At 69.4% G+C, this 22,086-nt stretch carries 23 protein-coding genes and 1 tRNA gene; 2 read left to right on the forward strand and 22 right to left on the reverse strand.

Features of this window, described 5'->3' with window-relative positions; genetic code table 11:
- Positions 1-74: 74 nt before the first annotated feature.
- The 8 genes from ACIQHQ_RS14430 to ACIQHQ_RS14465 form a co-directional block, all read right to left on the reverse strand.
- Positions 75-1,862 (reverse strand): trypsin-like serine protease, encoded by a 1,788-nt coding sequence (locus ACIQHQ_RS14430; protein ID WP_402612674.1) that lies wholly within the window; start codon positions 1,860-1,862, stop codon positions 75-77.
- A 136-nt stretch (positions 1,863-1,998) separates the two neighbouring features.
- Complete coding sequence (gene rho, locus ACIQHQ_RS14435) at positions 1,999-4,047, reverse strand: transcription termination factor Rho (RefSeq protein WP_402612252.1); 2,049 nt, start codon at positions 4,045-4,047, stop codon at positions 1,999-2,001.
- A 402-nt stretch (positions 4,048-4,449) separates the two neighbouring features.
- The gene (gene thrB / locus ACIQHQ_RS14440; protein ID WP_402612253.1) at positions 4,450-5,379 is read right to left on the reverse strand and encodes a homoserine kinase; all 930 of its coding nucleotides are present in this window, start codon (positions 5,377-5,379) and stop codon (positions 4,450-4,452) included.
- A gap of 342 nt (positions 5,380-5,721) precedes the next feature.
- The gene (thrC, locus tag ACIQHQ_RS14445) at positions 5,722-6,780 is read right to left on the reverse strand and encodes a threonine synthase (protein ID WP_402612254.1); all 1,059 of its coding nucleotides are present in this window, start codon (positions 6,778-6,780) and stop codon (positions 5,722-5,724) included.
- A gap of 6 nt (positions 6,781-6,786) precedes the next feature.
- Positions 6,787-8,079: a homoserine dehydrogenase gene (locus ACIQHQ_RS14450; RefSeq protein WP_402612255.1), complete on the reverse strand. Its 1,293-nt coding sequence runs from the start codon at positions 8,077-8,079 to the stop codon at positions 6,787-6,789.
- Between the two features lie 155 nt (positions 8,080-8,234).
- Entirely contained in the window at positions 8,235-9,626 is a 1,392-nt protein-coding gene (gene lysA / locus ACIQHQ_RS14455; RefSeq protein ID WP_402612256.1) for a diaminopimelate decarboxylase, read from the reverse strand.
- 16 nt (positions 9,627-9,642) lie between these two features.
- Complete coding sequence (gene nrtL / locus ACIQHQ_RS14460; protein WP_402612257.1) at positions 9,643-10,878, reverse strand: ArgS-related anticodon-binding protein NrtL; 1,236 nt, start codon at positions 10,876-10,878, stop codon at positions 9,643-9,645.
- Between the two features lie 103 nt (positions 10,879-10,981).
- Complete coding sequence (locus tag ACIQHQ_RS14465) at positions 10,982-11,494, reverse strand: PleD family two-component system response regulator (protein ID WP_402612258.1); 513 nt, start codon at positions 11,492-11,494, stop codon at positions 10,982-10,984.
- Positions 11,495-11,609: 115 nt separating this feature from the next.
- On the opposite strand from ACIQHQ_RS14465, the gene ACIQHQ_RS14470 reads away from it, so the two are divergent.
- A tRNA-Arg gene (locus ACIQHQ_RS14470) sits at positions 11,610-11,681 on the forward strand.
- 219 nt (positions 11,682-11,900) lie between these two features.
- Here the strand turns inward: ACIQHQ_RS14470 and ACIQHQ_RS14475 are convergent.
- The 11 genes from ACIQHQ_RS14475 to ACIQHQ_RS14525 form a co-directional block, all read right to left on the reverse strand.
- Complete coding sequence (locus ACIQHQ_RS14475; protein ID WP_402612259.1) at positions 11,901-12,755, reverse strand: nuclease-related domain-containing protein; 855 nt, start codon at positions 12,753-12,755, stop codon at positions 11,901-11,903.
- A 106-nt stretch (positions 12,756-12,861) separates the two neighbouring features.
- Entirely contained in the window at positions 12,862-14,235 is a 1,374-nt protein-coding gene (locus ACIQHQ_RS14480; protein ID WP_402612260.1) for a tyrosine-type recombinase/integrase, read from the reverse strand.
- Positions 14,232-14,426, reverse strand: coding sequence for an AlpA family transcriptional regulator (locus tag ACIQHQ_RS14485; protein WP_030246378.1), 195 nt, complete (start codon positions 14,424-14,426; stop codon positions 14,232-14,234). Before ACIQHQ_RS14485 ends, ACIQHQ_RS14480 begins: the two co-directional genes overlap by 4 nt.
- Entirely contained in the window at positions 14,402-15,721 is a 1,320-nt protein-coding gene (locus tag ACIQHQ_RS14490; protein WP_402612676.1) for a replication initiator, read from the reverse strand. Before ACIQHQ_RS14490 ends, ACIQHQ_RS14485 begins: the two co-directional genes overlap by 25 nt.
- Before the next feature lie 130 nt (positions 15,722-15,851).
- Positions 15,852-16,109 carry a SpdD protein gene (locus ACIQHQ_RS14495; protein ID WP_402612261.1) on the reverse strand — a complete coding sequence of 86 codons (258 nt, stop codon included), beginning with the start codon at positions 16,107-16,109 and terminating at the stop codon, positions 15,852-15,854.
- Between the two features lie 26 nt (positions 16,110-16,135).
- Positions 16,136-16,330: a hypothetical protein gene (locus ACIQHQ_RS14500; RefSeq protein ID WP_030901895.1), complete on the reverse strand. Its 195-nt coding sequence runs from the start codon at positions 16,328-16,330 to the stop codon at positions 16,136-16,138.
- A 9-nt stretch (positions 16,331-16,339) separates the two neighbouring features.
- On the reverse strand, positions 16,340-16,531 hold the full coding sequence (locus ACIQHQ_RS14505; protein ID WP_142159485.1) for a mobile element transfer protein: 192 nt from the start codon (positions 16,529-16,531) through the stop codon (positions 16,340-16,342).
- Positions 16,531-16,722, reverse strand: a complete 192-nt coding sequence (locus ACIQHQ_RS14510; protein ID WP_104783024.1) for a hypothetical protein — start codon at positions 16,720-16,722, stop codon at positions 16,531-16,533. Before ACIQHQ_RS14510 ends, ACIQHQ_RS14505 begins: the two co-directional genes overlap by 1 nt.
- A gap of 18 nt (positions 16,723-16,740) precedes the next feature.
- Positions 16,741-17,397: a DUF2637 domain-containing protein gene (locus ACIQHQ_RS14515; RefSeq protein ID WP_402612262.1), complete on the reverse strand. Its 657-nt coding sequence runs from the start codon at positions 17,395-17,397 to the stop codon at positions 16,741-16,743.
- Between the two features lie 79 nt (positions 17,398-17,476).
- Positions 17,477-18,850, reverse strand: coding sequence for an FtsK/SpoIIIE domain-containing protein (locus ACIQHQ_RS14520; protein WP_402612263.1), 1,374 nt, complete (start codon positions 18,848-18,850; stop codon positions 17,477-17,479).
- 5 nt (positions 18,851-18,855) lie between these two features.
- Positions 18,856-19,206 carry a hypothetical protein gene (locus ACIQHQ_RS14525; protein WP_398663734.1) on the reverse strand — a complete coding sequence of 117 codons (351 nt, stop codon included), beginning with the start codon at positions 19,204-19,206 and terminating at the stop codon, positions 18,856-18,858.
- A 352-nt stretch (positions 19,207-19,558) separates the two neighbouring features.
- Between ACIQHQ_RS14525 and ACIQHQ_RS14530 the strand changes: the two genes are divergently transcribed.
- Positions 19,559-19,789: a hypothetical protein gene (locus ACIQHQ_RS14530; RefSeq protein WP_398663733.1), complete on the forward strand. Its 231-nt coding sequence runs from the start codon at positions 19,559-19,561 to the stop codon at positions 19,787-19,789.
- Between the two features lie 14 nt (positions 19,790-19,803).
- Here ACIQHQ_RS14530 and ACIQHQ_RS14535 read toward each other — a convergent pair whose 3' ends face one another.
- The 3 genes from ACIQHQ_RS14535 to ACIQHQ_RS14545 all read right to left on the reverse strand — a co-directional run bounded on the left by ACIQHQ_RS14535 (position 19,804) and on the right by ACIQHQ_RS14545 (position 22,076).
- Positions 19,804-20,532 carry a GntR family transcriptional regulator gene (locus ACIQHQ_RS14535; protein ID WP_398663732.1) on the reverse strand — a complete coding sequence of 243 codons (729 nt, stop codon included), beginning with the start codon at positions 20,530-20,532 and terminating at the stop codon, positions 19,804-19,806.
- Between the two features lie 86 nt (positions 20,533-20,618).
- On the reverse strand, positions 20,619-21,059 hold the full coding sequence (locus ACIQHQ_RS14540; protein ID WP_402612264.1) for an ATP-binding protein: 441 nt from the start codon (positions 21,057-21,059) through the stop codon (positions 20,619-20,621).
- Positions 21,060-21,335: 276 nt separating this feature from the next.
- Complete coding sequence (locus tag ACIQHQ_RS14545) at positions 21,336-22,076, reverse strand: GntR family transcriptional regulator (RefSeq protein ID WP_402612265.1); 741 nt, start codon at positions 22,074-22,076, stop codon at positions 21,336-21,338.
- Between the last annotated feature and the right edge of the window lie 10 nt (positions 22,077-22,086).

Here is a 22,086-nt window from a genome sequence, read left to right on the forward strand (position 1 = left end):
CTGTGCCCACCGTGTGGAACGGTGGGCACAGTGCGTGTTCGTCACTGCGGGGTGAACCCCGCTCACCTGCGGTTTCAGCCGAAGATGTCGTACTGCTTGAAATCGGTGCCGACGGACTTCCTTGTGGCGAAGATCTCGCTGGTCCCCTTGCCCGTGCCCGGGTACAGGTAGAGCGTGCCGCCGGGGGTGCGGGCCAGGAAGTCGGCCTTGCCGTCGCCGGTGACGTCACCGGGCGCGTCGAAGGCGTTGTAGCCGCTCCACGTGCGCACCTTGACCCGGGCCGAGAAGGCGCCCGAGCCGGCCGTGCCGGTGCCCTTGTAGAGGTAGAGGTAGCTGCCGGACGAGCTGCGGGCGATCAGGTCGGTCTTGCCGTCCCCGTTGAAGTCGCCCTTGCCGCGCACGGAGTTGTACTGGTTCCAGCCGGAGCCGACCTTCACGCGGGTCGCGAAGGTGCCGTTGCCCTTGCCCGGGTAGATCCACATGACGCCCGCCGAGTCGACCGAGAGCAGGTCGGGCAGGTAGTCGCCGGTGACGTCACCGGGAGTGACGATACGGGTGCGGCTCTTCCAGTTGTCGGCGATCTGCTTGGTGGACCAGGTGCCGCTGGAGATGACGTAGTGCGCCCAGAAGAGGTCGCCGTCGCTGCTGCGCCGGTAGACCAGGTCCTGGTAGCCGTCGCGGTCGAGGTCCGTCTGCAGGACGACGTTCACGCCGCTCCAGTCGCCCCAGGACTCGCGGGCGGCGAAGGACGTGCCGTTGGAGTTCTTGGAGTAGCCGGTCTTGGTGGAGGCGTTGCGCACCCAGAGGTCGGCCTTGTGGTCGCCGCTGATGTTGGTGTCGTCGAGCCGCGGATAGGCGGCGCCGACGTAGGAGCTGACCTTGGCGAAGACGCTGTAGGCGCCCTTCGCGACACAGTCGGTCACGCCCCAGGACACGACACCGACGATCCGGTTGTTGACGACCAGGGGGCCGCCGGAGTCGCCGTTGCACGCGGAGACGGTGCCCGCGTCGCTGCCGGTGGCGGGCTTGCCCGCGCACACCATGTGGCCCTTGACGAAGTCGCTGCCGTACGCGCCGGAGCAGGTCGTGTCGGACTGCATGGGCAGCGTGGCGGTCTTCAGCGTCTCGGAGATGTCGTCGCTGGTGGAGCTGGTGCGGCCCCAGCCGTAGACCTTGGCGCTGGTGCCGGCCTTGTACGACGTGGTGTCGCCGGACGTCGTCATCCGGATCGGGGTGACCTTGACCGGGACCGGCAGGGTCAGCACCGCGATGTCGTTGTCGATGGTCGTCGCGTTGTACGACGGGTGGTTCCACTGCCGCCAGACGCCGGTGACGGTGCCGCCGTGCAGGTCGGTGCCGTCGGCCGAGGGCAGCTGGGCGGTGCCGGTGACGACGGCGCCGTTGCCGTTCCAGTTGTAGCCCTTGACGCAGTGCGCGGCGGTGAGGATCTTCGTCGGCGCGACGACGGCGCCGCCGCAGAAGAAGCCGATGTCATCGCCGGTGGTCGAGGTGCCCCGGTCGTCGTAGTAGTGGAGCTGCGCCATCCACGGGGCCGTGCTGATGGTGGTCTCGTTGCCACCGATGATCTTCGGGTCGATGCCGCCGGCGACCGTGCCCGCGCTGAGCGCGGCCTTGCTCGTCTTGCCGGCGACGTCGTCACCGGCCATGGCGCCCGCGACGCGCTTCTCCAGCTCGGCGAGCGACGGAGAGCTGGTGACGGGCTTGACCGTCGGCTGCGGCAGCGCGGTGGCCGCGTCGGCGGACGTCGTCAGCAGCGCGCCGGCCACGGCGGCGGCGACACCGGCCGCGGCGACGGGCAGTGCGATGCGTATCCGGCGTCTGTGCCGACCGCCCCCGGGCATGGGTGTGCGCACGTATGTCCCCCCTCGGGATCACAAGTTCGAAGAGAGCGTGATCCTACCCGCACACCAACAGCACAAGAGGGCCACCCCCGTTCGGGAGCGGCCCTCTTGTGCGTTCTTACCGGCTCGACCTGCCTCAGTCGCCGTTGCCCGGCGTCGGAGTGGTCTTCTGGATCTGCATCAGGAACTCGGCGTTCGACTTCGTCTGCTTCATCTTGTCGAGCAGCAGCTCGACCGCCTGCTGCTGGTCGAGGGCGTGCAGCACCCGGCGCAGCTTCCAGACGATGGCGAGCTCGTCGGGGGCGAGCAGGATCTCTTCCTTGCGGGTGCCGGACGCGTCGACGTCCACCGCCGGGAAGATGCGCTTGTCGGCGAGCTTCCGGTCGAGCTTGAGCTCCGCGTTGCCGGTGCCCTTGAACTCTTCGAAGATGACCTCGTCCATGCGCGACCCGGTGTCCACCAGGGCGGTGGCGAGGATGGTCAGCGAGCCGCCGTCCTCGATGTTGCGGGCGGCACCGAAGAAGCGCTTCGGCGGGTACAGGGCGGTCGAGTCGACACCACCGGACAGGATGCGGCCGGAGGCCGGGGCGGCGAGGTTGTACGCACGGCCCAGACGGGTGATCGAGTCGAGCAGCACGACCACGTCATGCCCCAGCTCCACCAGACGCTTGGCGCGCTCGATGGCCAGCTCGGCGACCGTGGTGTGGTCCTCGGCCGGGCGGTCGAAGGTCGAGGAGATGACCTCGCCCTTCACCGACCGCTGCATGTCGGTGACCTCTTCGGGACGCTCGTCGACGAGGACGACCATCAGGTGGCACTCGGGGTTGTTGTGGGTGATCGCGTTGGCGATCGCCTGCATGATCATGGTCTTGCCGGTCTTCGGCGGGGCCACGATCAGACCACGCTGGCCCTTACCGATCGGCGCGACGAGGTCGATGATGCGGGTGGTGAGGACGCCCGGGTCCGTCTCCAGACGGAGGCGGTCCTGCGGGTACAGCGGCGTCAGCTTGTTGAACTCCGGTCGCCCGCGCCCGGATTCGGGTGCCATGCCGTTGACGGAGTCCAGGCGCACCAGCGCGTTGAACTTCTCGCGCCGCTCGCCGTCCTTGGGCTGGCGCACGGCGCCGGTGATGTGGTCGCCCTTGCGCAGGCCGTTCTTGCGGACCTGGGCGAGGGAGACGTACACGTCGTTCGGGCCGGGCAGGTAGCCGGACGTGCGGATGAAGGCGTAGTTGTCGAGGATGTCCAGGATGCCCGCGACGGGGATCAGGACGTCGTCCTCGTTGATCTGCGGCTCGGAGGCGATGTCGTCGCGGCCACGACGGCCCCGGCGGTCGCGGTAGCGGCCGCGACGCCCACGACGGCCGCCCTCGAAGTCGTCGTCGTCCTGCGGCTGCTGCTGGCCGCGGTCCTGACGGCCGCCGCCGCCCTGGCTCTGCTGCTGGCCGCGCTGGCCGCCCTGCTGGTCGTCGCCCTTGCCACCGCGACGGTCACGGTCACGGTCGCGGTCACGCCCGCGGTCGCGGCGGTCGCGGCGACGGCCCTCGCCGTCACCGGCGTCGGACTTGGCCTCGTTGTTCTGCGACTGCTGCTGCGACGGCGTCTCGGCCTTGGAGTCGTTCTTCGCCTCGGCGACGATGGTCTCCGTGGCGGAAGCCGGGGCTCCGGCCTCGGCGGTGGCCCGGCGACGGCGGCGCTCGGGCGCGTCGTCTCCCCCACGCTCGTTCTCGCCCGACCGGGAGTCGCCTGCGGCGGGCTGGCCGGGGATCTCGATCTGCTGCTGGGCCACGGCCCTGTCGGCCTTGTCCGCGGGGGCCTGGGAGGCCTCCTTCGCGTCCGCCTTCTTGTCCGCCTTCTCGGCGTTGTCGCCCGTACGGGTCCGCGAGGTGGCGCGGCGCTTGGGCTTGGTCTCGGCGGGGGCGTCGGCCTTCGCGGCCGGAGCGGCGCCGCCGGACGCCTGCGCCTCCTTGATGACCTCGATCAACTGGCTCTTGCGCATACGCGCGGTGCCCCTGATGCCGAGGCCGGATGCGACCTGCTGCAGCTCGGCCAGCACCATGCCCTCGAGGCCGGTACCACGGCGCCGCCGGGAGCCGGCACCGCTGGCAGGCGCGGAGGCGTCCGTGGCGGGCGCGGCAGCGGTCTCCTCGACACGTGCGCCCATCAGATCGGTGGTGTCGCTCACGAAGGGTCCTTCCCTGGAGCGGACGTCGGCCTGTCTGGCTCGGCGACCGGTTGTGCTGTCCGGCTTCGGTTCGTGTGGTGTGAACCGTGCCGGGGCGGTGGTCCGCCTAAGCGGCGGAGGAATCTGGTGATGGCGCTTCCTTGAGCCGTGGCACCCAGTGTCAGTGTCACGCGGCGTGGTCGCACCGGTTCCGGAGCATGCCCTGCGCCCCGCTCAGTGTCCTTGTACGGCGTACGGTCCGACGTACGGAACACAGTGCGGTTTGGGGGGCTCCCGGAAGAATGTCTGTCCCGGACGGGGACACGAGGCACCTCGCCATGGTGGGGTCGGGTGCAGACTTGAGATTAACACTACCGGATCCAACAAACATTCCCCCTCTCGAAATCCGGCAATCGCGCGCTTTCAGATGTCACCTGGGGTCGCGAGCGGCAGCACGCTCGCGCCCTGCTGATCGAGGCGCAGCCGGTTAGCGGCCCAGTCCGCGCCCGCCAGGGCCTCGACCTTGTCGGCGCTGTCCGCGTCGGCCAGCGCCATGACCGTCGGTCCGGCCCCGGAGATCACCGCGGGGATGCCGTCGCCCCGCAGCCGCTCCACCAGTGCCGCGCTCTCGGGCATGGCGGGGGCGCGGTACTCCTGGTGCAGACGGTCCTCCGTGGCGGGCAGGAGCAGTTCGGGGCGTCGTGTCAGGGCTTCGACGAGCAGGGCGGCCCGGCCCGCGTTGGTGGCCGCGTCGACATGCGGCACGGTGCGCGGGAGCAGACCGCGCGCGGTTTCGGTGAGGACCGGCTTTCCGGGGACGAAAACCACCGGAACGATGGAATCCGAGGGCTCCATCCTGATCGCGCGCGCCGCGCCGCCCTCCATCCAGGACAGCGTGAAGCCGCCGAGCAGGCACGCCGCGACATTGTCGGGGTGGCCTTCGATCTCGGTGGCGAGCTCCAGCAGCGCGGTGTCGTCGAGCTTGGCGTCGGCACCTATGGTCACGGCGCGGGCGGCGACGATCCCGGCGCAGATGGCGGCCGACGAGGAGCCGAGGCCCCGGCCGTGCGGAATGCGGTTGGCGCAGACGATCTCCAGGCCGCGCGGCTGCCCGCCCAGCAGGTCGAACGCGGTGCGCAGGGAACGTACGAGAAGGTGCTGCTCGTCGCGCGGGAGGGTCTCGCTGCCCTCACCCGCGATGTCGATGTGCAGCCCGGAGTCGGCCACCCGGACGACCACGTCGTCGTACAAGCCCAGCGCGAGGCCGAGGGCGTCGAAGCCCGGGCCGAGGTTGGCGCTGGTGGCGGGGACGCGCACCCGGACGGCGGCGGCGCGGAACGCTGGACCGGCCATCGCTCGATGACTCTCCTTGAGCTGCGGTGATTGTCGAATGACGTTCAGTGGACATTCGATGCCGTACGAGAACCCTGGGGGCCGCTGCCGGCCGGGGTGGCCGGCAGCTGTCCCGGCCGCGGAGACGGCTCGGCACCGCGCTCCCTGCGGAGGCATATGCGGCGGGCGGGTTCAGTACAGCCTATCGAAGGAAGGTTCTGTGACGACACAGGGCGCACAGGAGGCGCACGATGCGTGTCGTAAGCCCCCTGTGCACCCCCCGTAGGGAACCTCCCCGGGCGAGCGCCGTCTTACGCCGGAACGTGTCGGGCGCTGCACCGGCGCTCGGTGCATACCCGCACGTCAGGCCAGGCCGAGGCGCTCCGCCGCGGTCGCCGCGTCGACGGGTACCGTGACCGGCTGCGGGGCACCGGCGACAGCCCAGTCGGGGTCCTTCAGGCCGTTGCCGGTGACGGTGCACACGATGCGCTGCCCCGGGTCGACCTTGCCCTGCTCGGCCGCCTTCAGCAGACCGGCGACCGACGCGGCGGACGCCGGCTCGACGAAGACGCCCTCCTGCGACGCCAACAGCCGGTAGGCGCGCAGGATCTCACGGTCCGTCACCTCGTCGATGAAGCCGCCCGACTCGTCCCGCGCGGCGAGCGCGTACTGCCAGGAGGCCGGGTTGCCGATGCGGATGGCGGTGGCGATGGTCGAGGGGTCCTTGACGACCTCGCCGCGCACGATCGGGGCGCTACCGGAGGCCTGGAAACCCCACATGCGGGGAGTACGGGAGGCGATGCCGTCGGCGGCGTACTCCTTGTAGCCCTTCCAGTAGGCCGTGATGTTGCCCGCGTTGCCCACCGGCAGGACGTGGATGTCGGGCGCGTCGCCGAGCATGTCCACGATCTCGAAAGCCGCCGTCTTCTGACCCTCGATACGCACCGGGTTGACGGAATTGACCAGCGCCACGGGGTAGTTGTCACTCAGACCGCGCGCGAGCGTGAGGCAGTCGTCGAAGTTGCCGTCGACCTGGAGGATCTTCGCGCCGTGCACGAGGGCCTGGCCCATCTTGCCGAGCGCGATCTTGCCCTGCGGCACGAGCACGGCGCAGACCATACCGGCCCGCACGGCGTACGCGGCGGCGGAGGCCGACGTGTTGCCGGTGGAGGCGCAGATGACGGCCTGCGCGCCCTCCTCCTTGGCCCGGGTGATGGCCATGGTCATACCGCGGTCCTTGAAGGAGCCGGTCGGATTCGCGCCCTCCACCTTGAGGTGGACCTCGCAGCCCGTGCGCTCGGAGAGCACCTGCGCGGGCACGAGGGGCGTGCCGCCCTCACGGAGCGTCACGACCGGCGTGCTGTCGGATACCGGCAGCCGGTCCCGGTACTCCTCGATGATTCCGCGCCACTGGTGGGTCATTGCTGGTTACTCTCCTTCAACCCGCATGATGCTGGCGACACCACGCACGGTGTCGAGCTTGCGCAACGCCTCGACGGTCCCCGTCAGGGCGGCGTCGGACGCACGGTGCGTGACGACGACGAGGGAGGCCTCGCCGTCCTTCCCCGATTGGCGAACCGTATCGATCGAGACTCCGTGCTCGGCGAAGACGGTCGCGACCTGGGCGAGAACACCCGGTTTGTCGGCCACGTCGAGGCTGATGTGGTACCGCGTGACCACGTCACCCATCGGGGACACCCGCAGCGCGGCGTAGGCGGACTCGCCCGGTCCGGTCGTGCCGCTGAGCCGGTTGCGGCAGACAGCCACGAGGTCGCCCAGCACGGCCGAGGCGGTGGGGGAACCGCCTGCTCCGGGGCCGTAGAACATGAGCTGCCCGGCGGCGTCGGACTCGACGAACACGGCGTTGTAGGCGCCGCGGACGGAGGCCAGCGGGTGGCTCAGCGGGATCATCGCGGGGTGCACCCGCGCGGTGACGGACTGCCCGTCCTCGGCTCGCTCACAGATGGCGAGCAGTTTGATGGTGCAGCCCATCTCCTTGGCGGAGGCGAAGTCGGCCGCGGTCACCTCGGTCATGCCCTCGCGGTAGACGTCGTCGAGGCGCACGCGCGTGTGGAAGGCGATACCGGCGAGGATCGCGGCCTTGGCGGCGGCGTCGAACCCCTCGACGTCGGCGGTCGGGTCGGCCTCCGCGTAGCCCAGGGCGGTGGCCTCGTCGAGGGCCTCCTGGTAGCCGGCGCCGGACGAGTCCATCTTGTCGAGGATGAAGTTCGTCGTGCCGTTGACGATGCCCATCACCCGGTTGATCTTGTCGCCGGCGAGGGACTCGCGCAGCGGCCGGATCAGCGGAATGGCACCGGCGACGGCGGCCTCGTAGTAGAGGTCCTTGTCGTGCTGTCCGGCGACGGCGTGCAGGGCGGCCCCGTCCTGGGCCAGCAGCGCCTTGTTGGCGGAGACGACGGAGGCGCCGTGCTCGAAGGCGGTGGTGATGAGGCCTCGGGCGGGCTCGATGCCGCCGATGACCTCGATCACGACGTCGATGTCGCCGCGTTTGACGAGGGCGGTGGCGTCGGTGGTGACGAGTTCTGGCGCGATGCCCTCACGCACCTTGTCGGGCCGCCGTACGGCCACGCCCGCGAGTTCCACCGGGGCCCCGATCCGGGCCGTGAGGTCGTCGGCGTGCGTCGTCATGATGCGCGCCACTTCTGAGCCGACCACTCCACAGCCCAGCAGCGCCACCTTCAGCGGACGCGTACGCATCATCCGACCTCGTTTCCTCTTTACCGTCTTCGGTGGAACCAGTCTCACTCACCGGACGGGAGTTTCTGCCCCCGGTCCGGATCGTGAGACATCTATTTCATTTTCGCGGGGGCGGCAGACAGGAGATCTTCCGCCGCCCGTCGCCCGCGGCTTGTCGCTCAGCCGACGTCGAGACGCAGCAGGTCCTCCTCCGTCTCCCGGCGGACGATCACCCGGGCCTCACCGCCGTCGACGGCGACGACCGGCGGGCGGAGCACGTGGTTGTAGTTGCTGGCCATCGACCGGCAGTACGCGCCGGTGGCCGGTACGGCGACGAGGTCACCCGGTGCCAGGTCGGACGGCAGGAACGCGTCCCTGACCACGATGTCCCCGCTCTCGCAGTGCTTGCCGACGACGCGGGCCAGCATCGGCTCGGCGTCCGAGGTGCGGGAGACCAGCGCGACGCTGTACTCGGCGTCGTACAGCGCGGTGCGGATGTTGTCCGACATGCCGCCGTCGACGGAGACGTACGTCCGCAGCCCGTCGAGGGGCTTGATGGTGCCGACCTCGTAGAGCGTGAAGGCCGTCGGCCCCACGATGGCCCGCCCCGGCTCGACGGAGATACGGGGAGTACGCAGCCGGGCGGCCTCGCACTCCCGCGTGACGATCTCGGTGAGCGCCTTCGCGATCTCGTGCGGCTCGCACGGGTCGTCGTCACTCGTGTACGCGATGCCGAGCCCGCCGCCGAGGTCGATCTCGGGCAGCTCGACACCGTGCTCGTCGCGGACGGCCTTCAGCAGCGAGACGACCCGGTGGGCGGCGACCTCGAACCCGGACATGTCGAAGATCTGCGACCCGATGTGGCTGTGGATGCCGACGAGCTCCAGACCGTCGAGCTGCAGCGCCCGCCGCACGGCCTCGGCGGCCTGCCCGCCGGCCAGGGGGATCCCGAACTTCTGGTCCTCGTGGGCCGTGGCGATGAACTCGTGGGTGTGGGCCTCGACGCCGACGGTGATCCGGATGAGGACCTTCGGCCGCTTCCCGAGGCTCTGCGCGATGTGGGCGACGCGCACGATCTCCTGGAAGGAGTCGAGCACGATGTGCCCCACACCGGCCTCGATGGCCCGGGTGATCTCGTCGACGGACTTGTTGTTGCCGTGGAAGGCGATGCGCTCGGCGGGCATGCCGGCGGACAGGGCGGTGGCCAGCTCACCGCCGGAGCAGACGTCGACGTTCAGCCCTTCCTCGTCGAGCCAGCGCACGACGGCACGGGAGAGGAACGCCTTGCCGGCGTAGAAGACGTCGGCGCCGGCCCCGAAGGCGGTGCGCCAGGCACGCGCGCGGGCCCGGAAGTCGGCCTCGTCCAGGACGTAGGCGGGGGTGCCGAACTCCTCGGCGAGCCGGGTGACGGGAATGCCGCCGACGGTCACGACACCGTCCTCGTCACGCGCCACGGTCTGGGCCCACACCTTGGGATCCAGCGCGTTGAGGTCGGCGGGCGGAGCGGAGTAGTGGCCCTCGGGGAGGACATCGGCGTGACGGGGCCCGGCGGGGTGTGCGGAACGGCTCATGATCTGTACGTGTCTCTCAGAGATGGTCGGGAGCGTCGATGCCGAGCAGGGACAGGCCGCCGGCCAGCACCGCCCCGGCGGCTTCGGCGAGCGCGAGCCGGGCACGGTGGGCGGCCGAGGGTTTCTCCTCACCGAGGGGCAGCACGGTGGGGAACAGGGGCATCGCGGCATCGGCGACAGCGAGCAGGTGCCGGGCCAGGCGGTCGGGGGTGTGATGCGTGGCGGTGGCGGCGAGGACGCGGGGATGATCGCCGAGTGCGGCGAGCAGCGCTTCCGCTTCGCTCACGGGACCGGGCTCGGGGTGGAAGCCGAGGTCGGCGGCGTTGCGCAGGAGGGCCCGGGTGCGGGCATGGGCGTACCGGACGCGGAAGAGGGGATTGCTCTCCCGCTGGACGAGGTGATCACCGGAGATCCGGGGCCGGTCATGAGCGGCCGGGTGCAGCAGGGCCCAGCGGGCGGCGTCCCGGCCGAGGGGCAGGGGATCCGCCGGGGCGGGGACGGGCCGGACGGTGACGACGCGGCCCTCGACCTCACGGGGCCCCCGGACGCTGCCGCGCACGGCGAGGACGGACTCCCACTCGGGGGCGACATGCCCCTCACACTCCACACGAACGGCGTCACCCTGGCTGCGCACCACACGGGCAGCGGCGTCCGCAACAACGAGGGACTCCCACTCAGGGGCGGGACGGCCCTCACACTCCACACGAACGGCGTCACCCTGGCTGCGCACCACACGGGCGACGGCGTCCGCAACAACGAGGGACTCCCACTCAAGGGCGGGACGGCCCTCACACTCCACACGAACGGCGTCACCCTGGCTGCGCACCACACGGGCGACGGCGTCCGCGACCACGACGGCACGCACCTCCGCCGGGCACAGGAGCCGGACGATGTTCCCGCTGAATTCGTCGGCGTGGCCGTAGGACCGTCCGCGCCGCAGGATCTCCTCGACGAGGTCGGCGGCGGCGGTGCGCTCAAGGCTGAAGTTGAGGAACCCGGGCCCGGTGACGACGACGTCGTCGATGCGCTGCTCCTCCACGAGCCTCGCTCGCAGGATCTCGGCCACACGGTGCGGCGGCTCCCCCGCGGTACGGGCCAGCTGGAGGGCGATGTTCGTGGCGTAGTCGCCGCAGCCCCCGGGCCCCGGCGGAGTGACCACGGCCCGCTCCGGCACCGTCACGCTGAGCTCACCCTCGTCGACGGCGCGACGCACGGCGTGCAGCACGGTGCGGGAGAGCTCGACTGGGGTCACGGGACAAGCGTATGGGAGGAAGGGGGTGGGTATGCGAGCCGGTTTCGGTACGGTCCGCGATGTGGACGCGGCACCCGTTCAGCACTGCGCAGGTCCCACTCGCCTACGGCACGGCGGGTAGATCCACTTCCTTCACCTCGGCACCATCGCCGCCGGCATCGGGACCACCACCGCGCTCCCGGCCCCCACCTCGGGCCCGCTCGACCAACTTCCCCACCATGTGGACAAGTTCGGCGGGCTCGAAGGGCTTGGCGAGAAAGGCGTCGACGCCCACCTCGAGCCCGGCCTCGATCTCGTGGTGGCCGCAGGCGCTGATGATGGCGAGGGGCACGTCCCGGGTCCGCGGATCGGCCCGGAGCCGAGCGGCGGTCCGGAGCCCGTCCAACCGCGGCATGACGACGTCGAGGGTCACGACATCGGGCCGCACCTGATGCACGACTTCAAGACACTCGGCACCATCAGCCGCGGTCACGACCTCCAGCCCCTCAAGCTCGAGGTTGACCCTGATCAACTGCCGGATGACCTTGTTGTCGTCGACAACAAGCACCCGGCCCGACGCCCCTGGCACAACTCGAGAGTAGGTCGCCCCCGGCCATCGCGTCCCGGTTTTCCCCACTTCCACCCCGCACGAACGCCCCACACCCCCGCCCCCGACAGCAGAAACCCGTTCATGACCACCCCGAGGGAGCTGGTAGTGTTCTACCCGTCGCCGCGAGCAACGCGACGAACACGCCCCCGTAGCTCAGGGGATAGAGCAACGGCCTCCGGAGCCGTGTGCGCAGGTTCGAATCCTGCCGGGGGCACCTTGTATGAGGTGCCCAAAGACCCCGTCACCAGCGGAAACGCTGAGGCCGGGGTCTTCGCGTATGTGCAGGCGTATGCGGCCCGGAGCGGGTGTATGTCGGGCTCTGTGGACGAGGCGTGGACGGGATCTTGAGGCATCGCCGCAGGTGACGTCCGCAAAAGGGCGGGAGCCCGCAGGAGCGAGGGGAACGCCCGGCACCAGGCTGCGGGGCACGGACTCAAGCCTTGCTCCAGGCCTGGCGATGGCGAGCGACGCTGTACACCTGCTCTACCTGCTCGGTGGTCAGCATGCCTGAGAGCGGGGCCAGAGCCGAGACTTGGCGCTCCTGGTACACCCGGACGTCGAGTTGCGTGGCAACCACCTTGAGGTCGGTGACGCCGACAAAGACAAGCACTGGCTCAACGGGTACGGGGAAGTCGCAGTAGTGCTCAAGCACCCGAACGACTCGCTTGGCCTCCGCTCGGCTCTTGCGTGCGTAGGGCGCCGGCTTTCCGTGATCGACTTTCACAGCATCGTCGCCGACCCATACGGCCTTGTTGTGGTGGTGCTTCTTATTGATGCTGAACACCCCGCCAGGCCCGATCAGCAAATGATCGACATCCACATTGTTGGCGAGTCGGATGGAATGCAGGATCCGCCACCCGCGACGCGCCAAGCGGTTCAGCTCTGCTCCTACTCTCCTCTCCCCCGCCAGACCCTTACGCCACGAGTCCCACTCAGTGGGGCGTCGCAGCAGCAATGAGACGACTCGCTCGATAAGGCCGGGGCCGGACTCGGCGAGCAGATCACGGAGGGATTCCCCGGGACGGTTGGTGGACAGGTCATCTGCCGGCGTCAGAGGGGGCAGCATCGGGCGGGCTGCGGCTCCAGGACGCTCCTGCGGCGAGACCGGCTCAGGACTGTCCCGTAAGTGGTGTGTCAACACGGCGATCACGTCGTCGCGATACTCGGCGACCAGGACCGTAATGTCCCCCGTCCTCACGTCCGCCCAGCCGACAGCAGTGCCATCCGGCAGGTTCGCGCACAGGCGATCATGTCCGTACCGCTTCCAGCGCGTGACCTTCAGCTCCACGAGCCCCCTCGTCTGATCTCCACTCGAAAGCGTCGCAGCAGGTAGGGCTCAAGACGAGAGAGGCCCCGGACAAGATGCCCGGGGCCTCGGTGGAGTGCAGCGTGCTTCACTCGTATTCGCGAAGTAGGTCCTCGATACGCCGGTTGGCGACGTCCTGCCGTCCGTCGAGGCACTTCGCATAGCGGGTCAGCAGGACTTCCACGCTGTTGCCGGCGCGCTCGGCCACTTCTGTGGGGTCGACACCGGCGTTGAGCCACGTCGACAGCGCCGAGTGCCGGAGGTCGTACGGCCGACTCGCGAGCGGCGAAGCCGCGACGGCCGGCGGAAGCGCGAGGAGCCGAGCTTCCTGCCACACGCGGTAGTAGGTCGAGGACGGAACGACTGAGCCCTTCTCGCTGAAGAACAGCCGCCCGTCCTCCGCCGTTCCGAAGGTGGCCAGGTGCTCGCGGAGCACGGCCACGAGGTGAGGTGGGATCGGCACCCGCCTGACGTCCTCGGTCGGCCGGTTCTTCAGCCCGCGGTCGTCATGGGTCTCCCCCGAATCGGTCCACTGCTTGCCGACAGACGGACGGGTCCGGTGGAGCAGCGCCGAGCCCCAGCCTTGCTCAGGAAGGGTCAGATCCGTCTCGGCAAGGCCGACCGCTTCCGCCGGCCGAAGACCGCCGAAGTACATGGCGGCGAAAAGACCCGCGAGGCGACGACCACGGGCGCGCCGGTACCCGCCCACGTAGGAAACCGCCGCCAGGAGGTTCCGTGCCTGCTCCGGATTGGCGACAACCCGCGGGTCGACCTGGTTGGACACCTTCGGCTTCTGCCAGCGGACAGCCGTGATGGGGTTCTCCCTCAGCTCCCCCAGGTCCACGGCGTAGTTCGCGGCGTTGACGAGTGTCCGACGCTTGCGCCGCACGGTCTCCGCCGCTGCTGCCGTGCCGTCGAGCTTGAGCTTCAGCGAGTCGAGGACCGTGCGAGCCGTGGCCGCTTCAGCAAGATCGGCGAGCGGCCGGGATGCCTTGGACACCCAGTGGAGCACGTTCCGCACGTCGTCCGGGATTTCCCGGTCATCGGGCCCCGGCAGCACGAAGGCCCAGTTGCGTAATGCTCTGCGGATCTCCTCGTCGGATGGTCGTCCGGCGCGCTCGTCGAGGAGTTCCAGCGTCACGCTGGTGAGGGCTTCATTGATGCCGTCCCGTGTGTTGGGGGCGGCATGAGGCCATTTCATGGCGAGGTACCTAAGAGCGAAGGCGTACCACGACACGGCCGACTTCTTCTCTTCCATTGAGGCCGGAAGTCCCGACTCCGTGTCGAACTCCTCGCCGTCGCGCATGGCCCGCATGAGCTTCGTGCGGTAGTGGTCGGCAAGTGCCTTGGTGCGGAAGGACTCCGAGAACACATTGCCTGCGACGGACCAGCGGACGCCGTACGAGGGCGTTTTGGTGTCCCGCTTGCGGACTCCCCAGACCTTCACATCGAGAGACTTCACGCCGCCTCCTCCAGCTGTCGCAGCCATGTGTTGAAGTCACTCCGCCAAACCCGCAGCTCTCCGTTGGGCAGCTTGAATGCGGCTGGTCCGTACCCCAGTTCTCGCCAGCGGTAGAACGTCCGACGGGAGACACCGCCCAGCTCATCCAGGACTTGGCGAACGGTCATCAGCTCGTCACGACGGGCGTCCATGTCGGTTCTCCTTCCGTTCCGGGGGCGGGTTCGAGAGATGCGGCCAGCCAGGCTTCACCGGTGCTGAGGCCGGTTCCGGCGAAGACCCAGTGGGCGAGGACGAGCGTGGTTTCGCCTTTTTGGGGAGCGACCGTGTCGGCTTGGGCGCGGCGCCATTCGGCGCGGGCGTCTCGGAGGGCGCCGAGGGTGGTGGAGTAGCGGCGGGACTTGGTGGTGAAGTGGCCGCGGAAGCCGAGCATGTGGGCCCAGGCGCGCAGGCGGAGGTGTTCGAGGTGCTTGTGAGCGCCGAGGGTCCAGGCCGTCCGGATCATGCGGCGTGCGTGGTCGGTGATCCGGGCCTGTGCCAGCTCGGCGAGGAAGCGGATCGGCCGGTCCAGGGTGCCGGTCGCTGTCTCGGCGCCTTTGGTGGCGTACTTGGCGATGTACGCGGCCACCGCCCGGTCGGTCAGCTCCTGGCCGCCGTCGAAGTCGGCGGAGTGGATAGTGCGTACGTCGAGTTGACAGCCGAAGGTGAAGGTGTGGGCGCGGCCGTCGACGTCCGGTCCGTTGACGCGTGTGGCGGTGACGGCAGCATGGACGGCGTCGGTCAGCAGCTCGGCGGACGCCCAGGCCGGAGGTGCCGTGTCGCCGCCCTCCGGGCCATCGAGGCGGATGACCGCATGGAAGTGGACGGCGCCCCGCTTCTGGTACTCGGCGACCTTGGCGAAGGAGACGCGTGCGTGATGCCGAAACGCGCGCTGGGTGAGTCCGGCGCGCTTGGCGATCTCACGGCGCAGGTAGATCGAGAAGCGCCGCCAGAGGGCTCCGGCGTGGGCGTTCCAGAGCACGGCCGCTTCGTAGTCGTACGTGTCCGGGTCGAGGGGTGTACCGAGCACTGGGTCTGTTTCGTCGTGCCGGGTGCCGCAGCGGCAGGGCCGACCGCTGGAGGGGCGGTTGTGGACGGGGCCGAAGCTCGGTGCGGTGAGGGTGGCGAAGACGCGTGGGTGTGTGCCGACCTGTTCGGCGGTGCCCTTGCCGCCGCGGAGTCCGGCGGTGATCAGGTGGAAGGTGTCTCGGCGGTAGACCTCCGCGCAGGCCGCGCAGCGGGTGGCGCGACGGTTGTTGCAGCGGACGAGGAGACTGCCGGCGGGCAGGGAGGACGAGTCGAGGTGCTGGAGGACGCGCCCGATCTCTCCGGTCGTCCGGTCGACGGCGTACTCGGTGCGGTGGCCGTCGAGGCGCACGGGGTTCGTGCAGCCGCCCAGGCCGGAGAGTTGGCGGGCCAGCTCGGGCATGGTGCCGAGGGAGGCCAGCATGGAGAGTTCCGCCAACGGGGGCGGAGTCTGCCAGGTGATGATGGGTCTTCCTTTCGGCTGTTTCGGCGGTTGGGAGGGACGGCCCCGGGGCGGCGGGATGCTTGGCGGCGTTTGCCGCCCCGGCGGCCGGTCAGCGCCTGTTGGCGCCGGTGACGAGGGAGCGCAGGACCACGGCGGCGATGGCCACGGACACGGCCGAGACGGCGACCGCCGCCAGGAGCGCGGTGAGGACGACGCCGACGACGACCACGGCGGCGACCGCACCGGCGCCGACCCTGACGAACGGGGCGACCGAGCGGCCGGCGGAGGGAACCGGGGCGTGGTCCTGCGGGATGTGGGTGGTGATGCTCGGGACGTGCGGGGTGTCGGGCAGCTTGGGGCGGAACATCGCAGGACTCCTTGTCAGTCGGGGTGTCATTCGCGGGTGCCGTTGACGACGTCGACCCCGGAGCGGGTGCCGGACTCGATGGCCGGGGCGAGGATGGTGTGCGAGAGCCAGAAGCCGAACAGCGCGATCACGACGGCGACCCAGAGGCGGATGCCGAGGAACTTGATCGCGGCCCAGGCGATGACGCCCAAGACGAAGACGAGCGGCAGCGAGACGGTCACGGGAACTCCTCAGCGGACGCGGCAGCGGTGGGTGCGCGCGGCCAGCTCGGCGGCGGCGCGGCTGTCGTAGTCGGTGGCGAAGCCGCAGCGCGGAGCCGTGCAGGCGGCGGTGTGCTTCTCGCGGCCCCTGCCGTCGTAGTACGTGGCGACCTGGACGGGGCCGATGCGGACGACGCGGCGGAAACGGCGGTTGGCGGACATCAGGGCATCTCCTTGTCGGTCTCGCCGGTGAAGTCGGTGACGTGGTCGGCCAGCCAGCGCAAGATCTCGTCGCCCTCGTAGCTGTCGGCGGCGAGGATCACCGGCTCGGCGATCAGCACGGCTTCGGTCAGGCGGTTCTGTCGGGTCAGCTCGGCGGCGCGCTTCAGCGCGCGGAGCGTGGACGGGCGCAAGGGGGAGGTTCCTCCGGGTCAGTTGAGTTGGGTGGTGATGGCTTCGGCGAGCGGCGTCGGGACACCGAGCCGGGCGCGAAGGGTCGAGGTGTCGATGTCGGTTCCGGTCCGGGCGCGGTGTTCGTTGGCGACCTTCCGGGCGAGAGTGACGAGCGCGGGCGGTACCGAGGAAGGAGGAAATGAAGCTGACTCCGGCGCGGCGGCAGGCAGTTCGGGCGCTGCCGTGAGCGGCTCGACATCTGCGGCGGTCGGTTCCGGCGCCTGTGCTGTCGAAGGCGGTTCCGGTGCCGTCGCCCGATCCGCGCTGGGATTCACTGCTCCGTGAGCGAGCAGCGTGCCGCCGAGGAAGGCGACCGCGGGCCAGCCAGCGACGAGGATGCGGAGCCACGCCGGTACGTTCTCCAGGTCGAGCAGACCGGCGGTGGCGACGTTGGCGCCCAGGGACGCCATCAGTGCGACGAGGAACCAGCACCACCCGGCCGTTTTCGACTCACCGGAGCGCAGACGCCGCCAGGCCGCGACCAGCAGCAGGTCGACGGAGATCGGATAGGCCCACGCCTTCCAGCCGTCCTGTCCGGCAGCGAGCGCCAGGTCATGCAGGTGAGCGAAGGACAGCGCGGCGGCGATCACGGCTTGCACGAGCACGGCGTCCACGCGGACGGGCAGGGCACGCATGGCCACTCCTTCCAGTTCCGGGCATGGGGGGGTAGAGACTTGGCGCAGGACGGCCGCGCCGACCGTGGAAGCGGGTTGGCTACTCGGTGATCGGCTGAGGAATGGCCAGAGGGCCGGACTCCTTCACCGGCACGGGAGGCGCGTAGGGCCGGAAGGGCGCGAGCGCCGGAACGTCCGGGGCGAGGTGCGCCGTCTCGCGGCAGGTGGCCGCAGCGTCGGCGAGGGACAGGTGAGGGGTGCGGATGCGGGACCAGCCGCCGGAGGTGTCGCCGACGACGGCGAGGCCGGGCAACTCTGCGGCGATGGCGCAGGAGGCCGAGACAGCCTCAGGGGCGATGTCACCGAGCGCCATCTTCGCGGACGCTTCGTCGTTCACCCGATGGCAGATCCGGCCCGTGAGCTGAGCCCGGAGCATGGTCGCTCCCTTGCCCAGCTCGGCCCCGAAGCGCTGCCCGCACACCTCCAGATAGATGCCGGCCGCACGGCCAAGCTGGGCGAGCCGGATGAGCTGGGTGACCATCTCGTCCCGCCGCTCTTCCTCCTTCCTGGTCGCGACGAGGAAGAGTTCTGCCACTTCGTCTACGAACAGCACGATGGGAGCCGGACGTTCGTCCTCCGGCAGGCCCCAGACGTCCGAGGTGATCAGCTCATCCGGGGTGCCAGGCGCGATGCCCTGCCGCGCTTTGATCAGGTCGTATCGGTCCTCCATTTCCTTGACGAGCACGGGCAGCAGCTCGGACGCCTGCTGCGGGTCGGTCGCCAGCGCAGAGAGCCGGGGAGTGAACGGCGCCAGCTCCACCCCGCGCTTGCAGTCGATCCCGACCAGGACCACCGGCTGAGCGGCCAGCCCGGCGAGCAGGTTCCGCAGGAACATGGATTTGCCGGACAGCGTGGCGCCGAGCACGAGTTCGTGAGGTACGGCCCGGTAGTCCCGCACGAAGGCGGTTGCGTCCTCCCGCAGAGCCACCGGCACGCGGAGCGGACCGGCATCGGTCCGGCGGGGCATCCGCACATTGCGCAGGACGTCGAAGCCGACGAGCCGCAGTTCCACGACACCGGGCTTGACGTCCCGCACGTACACGGCGTGAACGCCCCACGCATGCCGGAGCCGTTCGGCCGAGGCCGCCACGTCCGCCGGTTCCTGGCCCGGAGCCAGCCGCAGCCGGAGCCGCAGACCGGTCGAGGTGGGCCGGATCATGCCCCGACGAGGAGGCACCGGCCGGACCTCACGGCGAGTCGTGGCCTTGACGGCCAGGGCCCGCCACCGGGGCGGCTCGACCGTCAGGCCGCACGCGTCCATGGTGGAGGTGTACGAGGCCAGCAGCCGGGCCACCGAGACGGGCAGCCCGACCGTGGACCAGTACGCCGCCGGATGGGCATGCCGGGCGTAGGCCGCGCCGCCTATCGCAGCGAGCGACCCGCCCAGCTCGGCCCACGTCACCAGGTCGGTCACGACGATCAGCCCGCCTGCTCCATCGGGAAGGCGCCAGGAGCAACAGCGGTCGCCCGGTAGGCGATACCGTGCCGCTGCTGCCCGTTGAACACGCTCTCCCACGGCCGAGCGATGAGCCCCGGCAGCGAAACCGGGGCCCCGACGGTCAGTCCGTCTGTCACACCGCTTTCGGGGACGGTGACCTGGAGCAGCGACGACTCACCCTCGTCGATGTAGACGACGCCGACGGTCATCAGCGCCTCACCACTCACGGCGTCCTTGGCAATCTCACCGGTCTGCCGGTCACGCATCTTCGGCGCCGGCGCTTCGGTGAGCAGGATCGTGGCGGCCGAGGCGTCAATACGGATCACACGCACAGAGATTTCTCCTTGTCGATCAACCAACTCGCCACCTGACAAGTTGACTTAGCAAGTTCGAGGCTACGGATGCCAGGTTGACTTGTCAAGTGACTTGGCGGTGGCCAGCGAGCGCCCAAGTGACCCCGAGCGCACCATGAAGTCAGCAGCAAGGGAGGGCGATATGAGCAAGAAGGACCGCGCTCCAGGACCGCAGTCGTGGGGCCCTCGCAATCCGCAAGGGCCAACACCACCGCCGACCACTTGGCAAGGACCACCTCAGGGGTCGCCCCCAAGTCAGCCCCCGCACGAGGGCAACACGGCGCCCCCGCCGAGGAAGCGACACCGTGTCTTCCTGTGGGTCTTCCTCGCAGTGCAGCTCCTGTTCCTGGCCTGGGTCATAGCGGGCGCCACTGGCGCCAGCGGCACGCCCGAAGAATGCCGCGGCCTGACGGGAGACGATCTAGAACTGTGCAACGACGCGAACGACGTCGGCACCACAATCGGGGTGGGCCTGGTGATCGGGCTCTGGGTGGCCGCGGACTTCATCCTGGCCCTCACATACGTGATCTACCGACTTGCCAGCCGCCAACCTCGGAGCTGAGGCGCGTTCACCCGTCAGCTGAGGCGGTAAGTGTCTTCAAGTTCCTGCCGGTCAGCGGGAAGCAGCACGTCAGAGACCTGCAATGCCTGCCCTGACGCGTCGCACACGATGACCAGGACGCTCAGCACGGGCACGCCGTCCGGCAGGCCCAGGAGTCCGGCTTCACCTGCCTCAGGGAGCCGAGCTGAGACCCGTTCCGTGACATGGTCGAATCGGATCTTCTTCCTCGCCTCCAGGTGCTCGCGCACACTGCCAGTGAGGACTTCGGGGCTCGCCAGCTCAGTGCCCTCCACCAAGCCGGCGGGGAAGTACGACGAGACCAGCTCAGCTGCTTCGCCTTCCTCCTCGACGAGGAAGCGGCGCATGAGAACTTTGGCTTTCTTCGGCAAGCCGAGCGCTGAGGCGACTCGCGCCGGAATCACGACTTCAGCGACTTCCACGAGGCGTCCCGAGGTCTGGGACTCATCGCGCTGCAGGGCCTCTCGCCCCCGCCTGTCCTTCTGCTCGACCACTTCCGGCCGGTCCCGAACGATCGTGCCGTACCCCTGTCGGGACTCCAGCCAGCCGTCACGCTTCAGCAGTTCCAGCGCCCGCACGACGGTGGGGCGGGACATCCCGAAGGACTGCACCAACTGGTTCTCGCTGGGCACCCGAGTGCCAGGCGGGTACGTGCCGTCCTCGATGCGACGCTGGATCGTCTGTGCGAGGCGCACGTACTTCGGTGGCTCCACTTCATACGCCATGAACGCCGCCTGTCGGGATTGGCCAAGTCAACTGGTCAACCAGACTAGCGAATCTTCGATTGTCACAGTAGAAGCGGAGCCAACTCTTACCTTTCGGGCCAGGCATCGGCCACCACGAAGGAGACGACGGTTCCGCCGAAGCGGCTCGGTGCGGCGTGCCACGACTCGGCCAGCGAATCGACCAGGAGCAGTCCACGCCCGTGGGCGTCGTCGGCGTCGGGGTGCCTCAACCGCACGTTCGCCGGGAAGCCGGGGTTGTGCACGTCGACCCGGAGCGAAGTCCCCTCACGGAACCACTCGACCCACACAAGCCAGGGTTCGTCCGACCGGCCGTAAGCGATGGCGTTGGTCACCAGCTCCGAGATCATCAACGCACAGTCGTCGACGGAGCAGGCCGGGTTGTACGGGGCGATGAACTTGCGGAACCAGCGCCGAGCCCGTGGCACAGACTCAGCGACGGGGTGCAAGGTCATCGCACCGAGACGCGGTGACTCCTCAGACGGGTAGCGGTCGATCATGTAAGCCATCAGGTGCTCACTTCCTGCCGCTACCGTCGCAGTCGAGGCAGCGCCGCTTTGATGTGGCACGGGTGCGATCGGCGGCTGTGGCAAGCGCCAGGGTCGTTCGTGAGCCGACGCGCTTCCAGCCGCGCCCCCGGCAACCCCGGCAAGGTAAGTGCGTGCCCTGACCCGGCCGCTGACTCGTCACACCGCGCCTCCTCCCAGTGAAGTGGCCTTAGCCACTTCCTGGATAGTGGCATTAGCCACTTGGGCGACGCAAGCGATTCGCCGTAACTGGCCCCCTCAGGTGAGGGGGTAGCCCTGCTCGAACGCCCAGCGATGCGGCGGGTAGGTGGCCTCAGCGAACTCCAACGGCCGGTCCTGGAGGTCGAAGACGACGTGGTGCACGATCAGCACGGCGGAGCCGACGGCAAGTTGAAGGTCCGCGGCCTCTTCCTCAGTTGCCGCACGCGCACACATGCGGTCTTCCGCGTAACTCCCCTGCCGTCCGGTCATGTTCTCGACGTACAGCAGCGTCCCCTCTTGGATCCGCTCCGGCTCCAGGAGCTTCGGCGCGCGCTGACCGACATCCGGAGCGAACCACGAGGTAGACAGCGTGATCGGCCCGTCCTGGTTGTTGGTCACCCGCCGCCGATGCACCGCACGGCGATCCTTCACCAGACCCAGCGCCTCAGCCACATGGTCCGGCGCCTCCAGCCAACCGGCAGAAGTGATCACTGCGTACTCGCCCGGCGTGTAGATCTTCCCGGTCTGCCGAGCGCGCCCGTACAACTCACGAGCCCGCCGGTTGACTTCGAGGCTCCGCACGTACGTGCCCGACCCCTGACGCTTCTCGACGAGCCCCTGATGGCTCAGCGCCTCCAACGACCGTGCGGCCGTGGGCCGGGAGACTTTCCAGTCCGCCGCCAACTGCCGTTCTGACGGCACCTCGTCCCCCGGTCGCAGGTCACCCCGAAGAATCTGATCACGGATGTAGTGCGCGATCTGGAGATACTTCGGCTGAGCCTCCTCGATCTGCGGCATCAGTCCTCCT

Origin of the sequence: Streptomyces sp. NPDC092370, from assembly GCF_044755265.1 — a bacterium.
Lineage (GTDB): Bacteria > Actinomycetota > Actinomycetes > Streptomycetales > Streptomycetaceae > Streptomyces.